This window comes from Desulfatiglans anilini DSM 4660, assembly GCF_000422285.1.
Lineage (GTDB): Bacteria > Desulfobacterota > DSM-4660 > Desulfatiglandales > Desulfatiglandaceae > Desulfatiglans > Desulfatiglans anilini.
This window is the reverse complement of record NZ_AULM01000011.1, coordinates 35,093-46,895: the sequence shown is the minus strand read 5'-3', so window position 1 is coordinate 46,895 and position 11,803 is coordinate 35,093. Positions and strand designations below refer to the sequence as shown.

Here is an 11,803-nt window from a genome sequence, read left to right as displayed (position 1 = left end):
TTCCAAAAAACCGGCGGATACCGATTCCGAAGGGCACGCAGCACACATCAAGCCATTCACCAACCGGAAGCGCGATTACGTGTGATACCTATAAACGCCCCCGGAAATACCCCCAACAGGGGCTTCCCAGCCATCCCCGGCCCCGCCTGCCTGTCCAGCCCGGCTGGGCTCCAGAGAGTTCCTTCACTTAAATATATGATATTTAATATAAACGCTCGAAGCGGCAACCGCCGCCCAAGCTCCAGGCTGTATCCCCGGATCCTTCTAAAAGAACGCTACGCTCCCTGAGCAAAGCCGATGAAAGACCTTAATTTTTTTGGCGAACAGCCCACTACACCGCCTCGATCAAGGTCGCAAAACCCTGCCCTCCTCCAGCACACAGTGCAGCCAACCCCAATCTCAGGCTCCGCCGCCGCATCTCGTGCAGAAGGGTAACCATGATCCGGCAGCCGGTGCACCCCACCGGGTGTCCAAGTGCGATACCGCTCCCGTTGACGTTGGTGATTTCACGATCGAGCCCCAGCGCCCGCTCACAAGACAAATACTGGGCTGCAAACGCCTCATTGACCTCAATCAACCCGATATCCGGCAGCTCGAGACCGTTTCTTTCGAGCAGCTTCCTAATAGCCGGCACCGGTCCATCACCCATGTAGTCCGGGTCGACCCCGACCACGGTCGTATCCAGAATACGTCCCAAAGGCTTGAGGCCGGTTTGCTCGAGTTTGGTTTGACTCATCAGGACCATGGCGGCAGCCCCATCGTTGATTCCGGAGGAATTCCCAGCCGTAACACATCCTCCCGGCTTGAAGGCAGGAGGAAGTTTGGCCAGTTGCTCAAGCGTCACCTCCCTGGGGTGTTCATCCGTATCGACGACCTTCGCATCCCCTTTACGCTGCGGGATCAGCAGCGAGGTGATTTCCTCCTTGAATTTTCCGGACCCAATCGCCGCCAATGCCCTCGACTGACTGGTGTAGGCCAGCTCATCCTGATCCTCCCTGGAAATCTTGTCCCTGGCCGCTACATTCTCCGCCGTGACACCCATGCCGGCTCCCAGCGGATACTCCTGCATCGCCTTCCAGACAAGGTCATAGAGTTCGGTGTGCCGGAGCCGCTGCCCCCAGCGATTGCTGTTGGAGATGTAGGGCGCATTCGACATGCTTTCGACGCCGCCCGCCACGACAACATCGCCCTCGCCATCCCGGATGGCTTGCAAGGCGGTCGCCGCCGCCTGCATTCCGGACCCGCAGGTGGATGAAATGGAAATCCCCGCCGTCTGCAGGGGCAGACCGGCCTTCACCGCGGCGATGCGTGCGATGTTATTCGCCAACGGATCGAAACAATTGCCGAAATACACCTTGTCCACCGCCGACTTTTCGATGCCGGTCCTTTGAATCACGGACTCGATCACCGCTACCGCCAGATCCGTTGCAGAAAATGATTTCAGTGAGCCACCGAATGAGCCGATCGGGGTTCTTGTCGCACCGACGATATAAACGTCTTTTTTCACGTTTTCCTCCTTCAACACCCTCGGAATACAGGTTTTCTCTTTTCAAAAAACGCCTTGATGCCTTCCTGGGCATCCTCGCTGAGAACGGCCATGGCCGCGAGGCCCCCCTCCAGTTTCAAACCCTCTTTCAATGACACATCCAGCCCCGCGTGCACCGCTTCCAATGCGAAACGGATCGCCAGCGGAGGCTTACCCACCATTTTCAGCGCAAGCTCACGGGCCGTTTCCATGAGGCGGTCACCTGGAACGACCTGACTGACAATCCCCAAGGCCAAGGCCCTGGAGGCATCGATCACGGAGCCGGTGAGGATCAATTCCAATGCGACCGCAGGCCCGAGAAGCCGCGTGGCCCGCTGGGTCCCTCCCCAGCCGGGGATAAAACCCAGATTGATTTCCGGAAAACTAAACCGGGCCTCTTCCGAGGCGATGCGGAAGGTGCAGGCCAAGGCGAGTTCGAACGCCCCACCAAAAGCAATCCCGTTGATCGCCGCTATCGAGGGTTTGCCGATCTCGTCGAGCATGGCGAAGACATTCTGTCCCAACTTGGACCAGTCTATCCCGAGCGCCTTTTTTTTCTCCTCGAGGAAGGTATGGACATCAGCGCCGCTGCTGAAAGCCTTCGGCCCCTGCCCCGTAATAACGACGACAGAACAGTCCGTGCTCTCTTTTGCAAGGCGGAGATACTCAGCCAAACTTTGGAGCGCAGTCTTATTGAAGCTGTTCATATACGAAGGACGATTTAAGGTAATCGTCCAAATGCCTTGATCCTTGCCGAGCAGTATTTCCGCTTCATTCATGTGAATCCCCTTCGGAATGAAAAGATGATCCGATAAGTTATTGGAGGGATTAGAAATCCAATTGGACCGGCACGGGATTCTTCGGATCGGACCAGTCATAAAATCCCTTGCCAGTTTTCATGCCATGGTATCCCATAATCACCATTTTTCTGAGAAGCGGCGGCGGCGCGTAACGAAGGTCCTTGTACTCTTCGAACATCGTATCGGCCGCCTTGCCTATCAGATTCAGGCCGATCATATCCGCGAGCATCAACGGTCCGACTGGATGGCCAAGGCCAAGCTTTATCCCTGCATCGATGTCCGTCACGCCGGCAACCGAGTTCCCTACAGCGCGAATCGCATCCAGCAGAAAAGGGGTCAGCAGGAGGTTGACGATGAATCCAGCGTTATCCTTGGCCACAATGGGGAACTTCTTCAGGTTTTTCGCGAACGCCTGAAGCTCCTCAAGCACTTCCGGGGCCAGAGAAATGGTCTTGATGATCTCGACGAGGGGCATCACCGGGGCTGGATAAAAAAAATGGAGTCCTGCAAAGCGCTCCTTTCTGTTCGTCTCCGCCGCCATCCTGGTGACAGACAACGACGACGTATTGGTGGCGAATATCGTGTCCGCCCTGCAGCACCCATCCAGCACCTTGAAAAGGGCGTTCTTGGTCTCGAGGTCTTCGAAAACCGCCTCGATAATCAGATCGCAATCCGCCAAATCCTCCAACTCCACTGTACCTTTGAGATGCTTGATCAGGCCAGCCTTCTGCTCCTGCGTCAAGCGCTCCTTTTTAACCAACTTTTCAAGGGAAGCGTTGACATGGCTTATCCCCCTCGCCAAGGCTTCCTGATCCATTTCCCTGACGACAACCTCATATCCGCCTTGAAGCACCACCTGCACAATGCCTGACCCCATGGCTCCGCATCCAAGGATCCCGACTTTTTTAAGCGCCATTGTCCCCTCCTTAAAATCTTCCCAAAAGCTGCCGGGCGATCGTGTTTTTCTCCATTTCCTTGGTCGCCTCGTAAATTTCAACGATCTTGGCATCCCGGTAAAAGCGCTCAATGTCATATTCATTGATGTAGCCATAGCCGCCGTGCAGCTGAAGGGCGTCATCGGTCACACGGACGCCTGTCTCGCCGGATAACCACTTAGCCATCGCGATGAGCTTCGGATCCGTTTTGCCGTTGTCCAAGAGCCAGGCGGCCTGGTAGGTCAACACGCGCGCCGCCTCCACCATGGTTGCCATTTCAGCCAATTTGAACTGGACGGCCTGAAATTTTCCGATGGCGCTGCCGAAGGCCTGCCGCTTCTTGACATGGGCGATGGTCTGATCCAGCGCGCCCTGCCCTACGCCCACCCCTTGAGAGGCTGCAACGACACGATTCATGTTGAAGAGTTCCATGATCTGCTCGAAGCCGTTCCCCTCTTTACCCCCGATGAGATTGCCGGCCGGAACCCGGACATCGCTGAAGGACAGTTCGGCTGTATCGGAAGCGCGGATACCGAGCTTGCCTTTGATCTTCGAGGCCTCGAACCCCGCGCGATCGGTCTCCATCATGATCATGGAGTAACGGCCATACCGGTTTTTGGCATCCGGATCCGTCAGGCAGAAAACCGCCAGATAATCGGCGATGGTGCCGTTCGTGATGAAAATCTTCGATCCGTTGATGAGGTAATCCTCACCATCCTTGAAGGCTGTCGTCCTCACACCGAAGATATCGCTGCCCGCATCCGGCTCCGTGACCGCCGTCCCCATGATGGCTTCCCCCGCAGGGATCGGAGGAAGATATTTCTCCTTCTGCTCCTTTGTCCCGTGGTTTTGCAGGGTCTCCGCGCCAAAGGAGGACAGGAGGACACAACCGCAGCCGGGATCGACCCGCCAGAACTCCTCGGTGATCAGGCAGCACTCCAGCAACCCGAGATCCGCGCCCCCGTGCTCCTCCTTGATGTAAACACCCACAAAGCCCAACTCGCAGGCCTTCCGCCAAAGATCCTTCGGAAACTCTTCACGGCGGTCATATTCCTTGGCCACCTCACGGATCTCGCCTTCTGCGAACTCGCGTGCAGCTCTTTTAATATCCTTCTGCTCCTTGCTCAGTTCGAAATTCATACCTGCTCCTTTCGACGCGAATCTTGATCAGCGGCAGCACAACCGCATCCTGAGAAATGAATAAAAGGGTGTAAAAACCGGCCGCACGGGGGCAAACAACGCACCCACCCCCCGGCCAATATAAATACTAAACGGTCAGTATCCTTATAGGGTTTTTTCACGAATGTCAAGTTTTTTCTGGCTCGACGATGCCGGCGCCCGGCTGAAAACAGATCCGAACATCCCGCAAGAAGCGGAGGGGAGGATTTTTAATGAAAGATCAAAGAGATCATCTGATCAGGAAGACCATCCCGAAATGGGATTGCAGAAAATGTAGACGGATTTTCGAACCTACTCCACCTTGAGGAAGTCCCGTTTCCCTCGTTGACGGGGTGCATCGATCTTCAGCTTGTTCATTTTGCGCCAAAGGGTGGAAGGATGCATGCCGAGCCTTAGTGCCGTCTCCTTCCGGCTCCAGTTCTTCTCGCGGAGGGCCGTCAGGATGAAGCTCCGCTCCATGTCCTCGAGCGACATATCCGGATCGAAGGTCTTCTGTGAAGCAGTGTCCCGAGCCCGCCACTTGCGCGGGAACAGATATTCCGGCAGATGCTCGAGCCCTATCAAACCAGACTTGCACACAACGGTGGCATACTCGATGATATTCTCCAATTCTCTGATGTTACCAGGGAAATGGTGTGCCATCAGGATGGGCAGCACCTCCGGCGAAAGGCCTTGGATCTCCTTGCCGGAAAGCCGGTTGAACTTCTTGATGAAGAAATCGACCAGCAGGGGGATGTCCTCTTTGCGGCTTCGCAGCGGCGGCAGACGCAGCTTTACCACGTTGATGCGGTAATAGAGATCCTGCCGGAACCGGCCCTCACGCACCAGTTCCTCCAGTTCCCGGTTCGTCGCTGCAACGATCCGCACATCAGCCCTGCGGGAGGTGATGGCCCCAAGAGGTTCATAGGTTTTTTCCTGCAGGACACGCAGCAGGCGCACTTGAAGGGCGGGCGACACATCCCCGATCTCGTCCAGAAACAGGGTTCCCCCCTCTGCCAGCGCCAGCCGCCCGGGCTTATCCTTCTTCGCATCCGTAAAGGCACCGGCCTCATAACCAAACAACTCCGACTCGAGCAGGCTGTCCGGCAAAGCCGCACAATTCAGGGCGATCATCGGACCGTTTCTCCGCGAACTCAACGAGTGGATGGCCTTGGCGAACAACTCCTTGCCCGTTCCGCTCTCGCCCACGAGAAGGACCGTGGCATCACTCTCCGAGACCTGCTCCAGCACCCCGAAGAGGCGCTGCATCTCCTTGTTCTTGCTGATGATGTCGAAAAAGGACTGCCGGCCCTTGAGCTCCTTGCGGAGTTCCTCGACCACGCTCAAGTCTCTGAAGCTTTCCACTCCGCCGATGACCTGTCCATCCTCCTCCCGGAGCAAGGCCGTCGAGATGCTGACCGGGATCCGATCTCCGGCGGAATTCACGATGAAGATCGTCTGGTTCAGCACCGGCCGCCCGGTCTCCATGGTGCGACGCAGCGAACACTCGCTTTCACAGATGCTGGCCCTGAATACATCCCAGCAATGCCTCCCGAGGGCCTCTTCCCTGGGGATGCCCGTTACCTTTTCGGCGCTGCGGTTGAAGGAGGTAATCCGCCATTGGGCATCCACGGTAAAGACCCCATCTGCGATGCTGTCCAGGATGATCTCGGTCTGTTTCTCATGGGTGCGGCTGCTCATCTTCCGGCTCTTTCTTTGTTACACGCTGGGCATTCATTTTTTACCATCCCGAGTTTAGTCCTTGTTGTCGGCTTCAGCCTTCAACTGCAACGAATTTTCTGCGTAAATCAGCAAGCCGCCTCAACACAAAGGATCGCCTTTTGGTGCTTCAGCCAAAACCCTTTTCCCGGATCGGTCATCCGGCCACGCTCGAATGACATTTCCGGATGGCAACCCATCAATGTTTCAAACGGATCAGGCATTCGTAGGCCTCCTTGATCCGGACGAACGTCTCGTGGTCTCCGCCGGTATCCGGATGGGCCTGAATGGCCTTCCTTCGATAAGTTTGCACCACCTCTGCTCTGCCCATGGTCCGGAAGCCCTGAGGCTCCAATTCAAGCTCCCGGCACGCCCTTACCTCTTCCGGGCTCAAGCCATGCGCACTCGAGGACTGAGAGCGGACCAGCCGGTGACGGCTGATGAAATCCTGGATATCCTCGTCCCATACGCTGTGAGGATCCCATCCCTGGTCGAAATAGAGCGCGACATAGCGTGCCAGGTAGGGATGGAGGACGTTTCGGTCATCGTGCCGCACCCCGCGGAAGAAGCCTTCATCCCGGTTGAGCCGGCAAAGGTCCTCGAGGAAAAAGTGATCCACCCGTTCGGGGTCCAGCATTCCGGGATAATTGCGGCTGATGAGATGGCTGAAATGGGTCTGGAGATGCAGAGCCGTAAACAGATAGGCACGTATCTCGCGTTCCGGCAGCTGCCTTTCCATATCCTCGAAGATATGCTCGATCTCGTCCCGGCTTTTCTCGAGCAGAACATTCAAAAATTTCCAGCTTCTTCCCTCGAGGTTGCCAATGTCCACACGGCCGCAGCGCAGATAGTGGAGTCTGCGTTTGTCGAACGAGTGCAGCTCTTTTTGAAGCGTATCCATCTCCTGGGACGAATACGTACGCCCGCTTCGGGAGCCGCGGCCTCCCCGGTCGAAAAGATCGACCACCCGCCGGATATCCGGGTCCAGAAAAGGCAGGAAGAGCCTTTCGAGTTCATCGGCCGTAAAGCTCACATCCGCCCGCTCGAGATCCCTCTCGAGATCTTCGTTGATATAGAAGCTGTTGCCTCCCGGATACTCGATGAACACGCCCGGGTCCTCTCCCAGGTGGCAGAGTTCCCGGTGCTGCCAAACCCCGCCGGCCTCGAAGGATTCTGCGATCGCATATTCGAAGGCCCCCTGGCGATACGTGCGTCTGAGATACAATAAGTGCTCCTTTTTTCTACGTTTCTGTTTGCTTGCCTGCCTCAGTCCGCCGGGGCCGCCGCGGGCGAGACGGTGCCGGACCTGCAACGCGCCCCCGATATCATCAACTCTCTGCCCACCCCGCCGGGAATGAACTTTGAACCTAGAATCGCCCTCATCTCGTCTTGATAAAAGGTGCAATGCGTACCACAAATCCAATCGAGCGCAGCCAGCCGGTCGAAATCCCTGCAGTCATGCAGCCCCCCGAGGATTCCGCATACAGGGCCTCGCCGCAAGGCCTCGTCTAGGATCAGAGACACCCCGGGATGGGAGCACCCGACTACCACATAGAACCACCCATCCTCTTGGAGGACGAGGCTTTGCTCGATCCCGGCAAGTTCCCCGGTCGAGCAGAGATGCCCGTCGATCCACAACGCATCGCGGACCGGAAAGAAATCCCGTGGCGCCCTCGGATGCAGCGCCGAAGCAGGCGCAAACACAGGGCATCGCCGGATCGACATGAATGGCTCCAGACCGCCGGCGTGATCCCAGTGGGCGTGCGATATGAACACCATGTCCACATCGGCGGGCTCGACACCACACAGACGCATGTTGTTCATCAGAATACGCCCATCCGCTCCGGTGTCGAACAGGATCTTTTTCCCGCCGGTTTCCAGAAAACATGCAAAGCCCCAATCCGCTTCCACACCAGGGACCGCCGCCGCGTTGTCGTAAAGAATGACCGCCCTCATGCGTGTCTCCTCTCCTTTGCCCGTCGATCAACAAGCCCTCGATCGTCAGTGGAAGTCCCCGTGCCTCTTACAAGCAAACGCTGCTCCTTTTCGTCGATCCGGATCTGCGCGCGCATAAGCGATCGTTTTCCGAAAACAAACCCATGTGTCCCCAAAAATGAAAAATCAAGAGGCTTTCCCATGCCGGCGCCTTGAAAAACCCCCTGTCCTTCACAGGCTGAGGAATAATCACCTGGTGAAGACCTGCGAAATTCCGGGAACGACCCTGCATGGAAGCGCACCGCAGTGGAGAAGGATGGTCGGAAGGTGCACACGAGCGGTTTTCATCACCTGGCAGGGCATGCTCCAGGGGTGGGAATACCGGAGATCCATTTCTCCCCATGCGGAGATCAAGAAACAAGGAAAAGGCTATTGACCGATTGAGCATGTTTAGACGCGAGGTAAAACCGCTCATTGAAACCTTTTTCCAATCGGCTTATTTTTAATGTTAGGGATAGTGGCAAGTTTCTGCAACCCCGCCTTCCGACTCCTGCCCAACCGAAACCAGATGGCCGACCGCGGCATCTTCTCGAATCTGAGAAGGGGCTTGTTGACCAATCGCAAGAAAATCAAGCCTTTCAGTAAATGCGGGCCGGAAGGGGCACCCTGTTGGCGTGTTAAGAGACCTTTTTGTACAGGCCAAGGAAAAATCTCCTGAAGAAAACCTGCGAAATCCTTGGAACAACTCTGCGCTGAAGGATGCCACAGTGGAGCAGGATGATCAGAAGGCTGCGCATGAGCGGTTCCCGGCGGCCTTCGAGGAGCAAATCTGCTCGTTGGCGCCGGCCAACTGAGCAAAAAATATTTCCCCTGGAAAACGGAACTGCCAGGCGAATGGCGCTTTATATAACGGGCTGAAAACGGTAATCTCCCTTCTAATAGTATGGGTCCAGTCACCTTAACATCAACGCTCGCACGGGTGGGAGGCTCAAATTCCAGGTCCGCGGCAACGAATACATGGTGAATGCGATGCATGATCCGATCCGCTCCGACATGGTTGTCCTGGATGTCATCTCCAGGCATCGCGAGACGGAGGCTGTTTTCAGACGTTATGATCGTAAGGCCGGCGTCTGCCTCTGTTGCGAGGCTCTTTTCGAAACGATCCAAGGCATGGCGGAGAAGTACCGTCTCGACTTGGATGCGCTTCTGGCCGATCTCACGGCAGCGGCGGCCTCGGAAGACTCAGAATGTATCGAATAGGATTATGGATCAAGAAGGCAGGCGGTCGATCCAATCTGCGACTGCTGCCAAATCCATTGCCTAGATCGTGACCATCCGGGAAGGATATCCCGGCAGAACCCCGTTTCCAATCCGGAAACGAGATCGGATATTGAAACCGAGCGGCGTGTTCGAACAGTCTCTTGCTTTTTTCCCGGCCGCGAACTGAATCGACAAAAGGTTTTTTCTATGTTTTCACCAAAACTGGCCTGCTGCAATCTGATTGCGGATATCCCCCGCCTGAAGACGTTCGCCCTCGAACACGGTTTCGGCGGCATCGATTGGAGCTTCACCCCCGAAAACCTGCCGCAAACCCCAGCGGAAGAATCGGCGCTGTTCCGCTCGATCGAAGGGCTGGCCCCTCTGGAAGTGCGTTACCACTGTGCATTTCACAAGACCGATCTGGGTGATGTCGATGAGGAAAGGGCCAAAAACGCCATGATCCTCTTTCAACACTTGTCCCGAATCGTATCCAAAATGAACGGCCATTTCTTGACTCTTCATATAGGGCTTGGACGCAACACCACCCACCACCTATCCTGGGACCGGACCATCCGCCGCCTCACCAAGCTGGTTCAGATCGCCAGCGCCATGAACGTGAAGATCTGCCTTGAAAACCTGGGCTGGGGATGGACCAGCAGGCCTGACCTTTACGAAAAGCTGATCCGCAAGTCAGGCGCCTGGGGCACACTCGACATCGGGCATGCCCAGGTGAGCCCTTCGATCAAATCCCAAATCTTTGAAATTGAAGACTTCGTCAGCCCCCACCCCGAGCGGTTCCTGAACGCCCACGTTTACCACAAGGAAACCAGCCAGGGGCATCTGCCACCCTCGAGAACAGATGACCTCGAAGGTCGCCTGGCGCTACTGAGCCGGCTCCAGCTTTGCACCTGGTGGGTCCTGGAACTGCATGAAGAAGCGGCGCTGCTTCGAACGCTCAAATTCGTCCGCCAGTTTCTTCGAAGGCATGCTCAAGGGGAAGGCCCTGCAGCGGCAAGATGAATCTTCCGCAGGGTCACGCGGCGAAGGCCCGGCTTCTGATCGATGAACCTTTGCGACTTCGGGTACAGATCTCGCTCAACTGCGCCTTGACACCACCGCACATCCTGATATACTCGCCCGGTCAATCAATCAACTGTTCGAAAGGAAAAGCAAAATGGACGTATTGGTCGTCGGCGGAGGTGGCCGTGAACATGCCTTGGCCTGGAAATTGGCCCAATCCGGAACCGTACGAAAGGTCTTCGTCGCCCCCGGGAATGCCGGAACCGCCATGGAACGGGGGATGGAAAACCTTCCGATCCCATCGGATGACATCGACGCCCTGGCGTCTTTCGCCGCCCGGGAAAAGATCGGCTTGACACTGGTAGGCCCCGAGGCCCCCCTGGTCGCCGGTATCACGGATCATTTCAGGGCCCGCGGGCTGGCTTGCTTCGGCCCAAGCGCACAGGCCGCCCGCCTCGAGGGCTCGAAGCGGTTCGCCAAGGACTTCATGGCGCGTCACAACATTCCGACCGCCGCCTACGGCGCCTTCACCGAACTCACAGCCGCCAGGTCCTTCATCGAAAAGGCCGCCCTCCCCCTGGTGATCAAGGCGGACGGCCTGGCGGCCGGGAAAGGGGTCGTCATCGTAAACACCCCGGAAGAGGCTGTCCGTACAGCCGAGGAAATGCTTTCCGGCGCCGCTTTCGGTGATGCGGGAAAAACGGTCGTGATCGAAGAATTTCTCGTAGGCGAAGAGGCCAGCTTCACGGTGATGGTGGGCGGCGAATCGATCCTGCCGCTCGCCACCAGCCAGGACCACAAGGCAAGGGATGACAGCGACCAGGGACCCAACACCGGGGGGATGGGAGCCTACTCCCCCGCTCCCGTCGTTTCGGACTATGTCTACCAGCGGGTTATGCGCGAGGTGATCCAGCCGACCGTTCGCGGCATGGCCCTCGAAGGGACCCCTTACACCGGTTTTTTGTATGCCGGCCTGATGATCGGCCCGGATGGAAGCCCGAAGGTCCTCGAGTACAACTGCCGCTTCGGCGATCCCGAAACGCAGCCGATCGTGATGCGCCTTCAGTCCGATCTGGCGGACCTGTGCCTCGCCTCCCTGGAAAACCGCCTGGACGGCGCGTCCATCCAGTGGGACCAACGCGCCGCCCTGGGGGTCGTAATGGCGGCCGGCGGGTATCCGATCTCCTACCGCAAGGGCGACCCCATCAGCGGGCTCGACGAGAAGGCCCCGGACGATGTGAAGGTCTTTCACAGCGGCACCGCCTTCCGGAACGATGCGGTGGTCACAGCCGGAGGGCGTGTCCTGTGTGTGACCGCTCTGGGGCGAACCGTGCGCGAGGCCCAGGCCAAGGCTTACGCACGCATCGAGCGCATCCATTGGGACGGCGCTTATTACCGAAAGGACATCGGGTACCGGGCCGTAGAACGCGAGCAGGCGGCAGGGAATTGAA

11 protein-coding genes are annotated in these 11,803 nt (G+C 57.2%); 3 read left to right on the top strand and 8 right to left on the bottom strand.

Features of this window, described 5'->3' with window-relative positions:
- Positions 1-331: 331 nt before the first annotated feature.
- From H567_RS0110065 to H567_RS24215, 8 genes are all read right to left on the bottom strand, one after another.
- Positions 332-1,507, bottom strand: a complete 1,176-nt coding sequence (locus H567_RS0110065; protein WP_028321305.1) for a thiolase family protein — start codon at positions 1,505-1,507, stop codon at positions 332-334.
- Between the two features lie 11 nt (positions 1,508-1,518).
- A complete protein-coding gene (locus H567_RS0110060; RefSeq protein WP_028321304.1) occupies positions 1,519-2,304 on the bottom strand; it encodes an enoyl-CoA hydratase/isomerase family protein in 786 nt (261 codons plus the stop codon).
- 49 nt (positions 2,305-2,353) lie between these two features.
- Positions 2,354-3,241: a 3-hydroxyacyl-CoA dehydrogenase family protein gene (locus H567_RS0110055; RefSeq protein WP_028321303.1), complete on the bottom strand. Its 888-nt coding sequence runs from the start codon at positions 3,239-3,241 to the stop codon at positions 2,354-2,356.
- A 10-nt stretch (positions 3,242-3,251) separates the two neighbouring features.
- Complete coding sequence (locus H567_RS0110050; RefSeq protein ID WP_028321302.1) at positions 3,252-4,400, bottom strand: acyl-CoA dehydrogenase family protein; 1,149 nt, start codon at positions 4,398-4,400, stop codon at positions 3,252-3,254.
- Positions 4,401-4,730: 330 nt separating this feature from the next.
- Positions 4,731-6,119: a sigma-54 interaction domain-containing protein gene (locus H567_RS0110045; RefSeq protein ID WP_028321301.1), complete on the bottom strand. Its 1,389-nt coding sequence runs from the start codon at positions 6,117-6,119 to the stop codon at positions 4,731-4,733.
- Positions 6,120-6,226: 107 nt separating this feature from the next.
- Entirely contained in the window at positions 6,227-6,361 is a 135-nt protein-coding gene (locus H567_RS29840) for a hypothetical protein (RefSeq protein WP_279614985.1), read from the bottom strand.
- Positions 6,337-7,362 carry a J domain-containing protein gene (locus H567_RS0110035; RefSeq protein ID WP_028321300.1) on the bottom strand — a complete coding sequence of 342 codons (1,026 nt, stop codon included), beginning with the start codon at positions 7,360-7,362 and terminating at the stop codon, positions 6,337-6,339. The genes H567_RS29840 and H567_RS0110035 overlap by 25 nt, the downstream gene beginning before the upstream one ends.
- Before the next feature lie 41 nt (positions 7,363-7,403).
- A complete protein-coding gene (locus tag H567_RS24215) occupies positions 7,404-8,093 on the bottom strand; it encodes an MBL fold metallo-hydrolase (RefSeq protein WP_051184696.1) in 690 nt (229 codons plus the stop codon).
- Positions 8,094-9,101: 1,008 nt separating this feature from the next.
- On the opposite strand from H567_RS24215, the gene H567_RS0110015 reads away from it, so the two are divergent.
- The 3 genes from H567_RS0110015 to purD all read left to right on the top strand — a co-directional run bounded on the left by H567_RS0110015 (position 9,102) and on the right by purD (position 11,802).
- Positions 9,102-9,332, top strand: a complete 231-nt coding sequence (locus H567_RS0110015; protein ID WP_028321297.1) for a hypothetical protein — start codon at positions 9,102-9,104, stop codon at positions 9,330-9,332.
- Between the two features lie 207 nt (positions 9,333-9,539).
- Positions 9,540-10,352 (top strand): TIM barrel protein, encoded by an 813-nt coding sequence (locus H567_RS0110005; RefSeq protein ID WP_035254003.1) that lies wholly within the window; start codon positions 9,540-9,542, stop codon positions 10,350-10,352.
- Positions 10,353-10,506: 154 nt separating this feature from the next.
- Entirely contained in the window at positions 10,507-11,802 is a 1,296-nt protein-coding gene (gene purD, locus H567_RS0110000; protein WP_028321295.1) for a phosphoribosylamine--glycine ligase, read from the top strand.
- The last annotated feature ends 1 nt before the right edge of the window (position 11,803 follow it).

Coding starts and splice junctions, on each gene's coding strand:
- H567_RS0110060 (WP_028321304.1), bottom strand. CDS start 2,304: ATGAATGAAGCGGAAATACTGCTCGGCAAGGATCAAGGCATTTGGACG.
- H567_RS0110055 (WP_028321303.1), bottom strand. CDS start 3,241: ATGGCGCTTAAAAAAGTCGGGATCCTTGGATGCGGAGCCATGGGGTCA.
- H567_RS0110050 (WP_028321302.1), bottom strand. CDS start 4,400: ATGAATTTCGAACTGAGCAAGGAGCAGAAGGATATTAAAAGAGCTGCA.
- H567_RS0110045 (WP_028321301.1), bottom strand. CDS start 6,119: ATGAGCAGCCGCACCCATGAGAAACAGACCGAGATCATCCTGGACAGC.
- H567_RS29840 (WP_279614985.1), bottom strand. CDS start 6,361: ATGCCTGATCCGTTTGAAACATTGATGGGTTGCCATCCGGAAATGTCA.
- H567_RS24215 (WP_051184696.1), bottom strand. CDS start 8,093: ATGAGGGCGGTCATTCTTTACGACAACGCGGCGGCGGTCCCTGGTGTG.
- H567_RS0110015 (WP_028321297.1), top strand. CDS start 9,102: ATGCATGATCCGATCCGCTCCGACATGGTTGTCCTGGATGTCATCTCC.
- H567_RS0110005 (WP_035254003.1), top strand. CDS start 9,540: ATGTTTTCACCAAAACTGGCCTGCTGCAATCTGATTGCGGATATCCCC.
- purD (WP_028321295.1), top strand. CDS start 10,507: ATGGACGTATTGGTCGTCGGCGGAGGTGGCCGTGAACATGCCTTGGCC.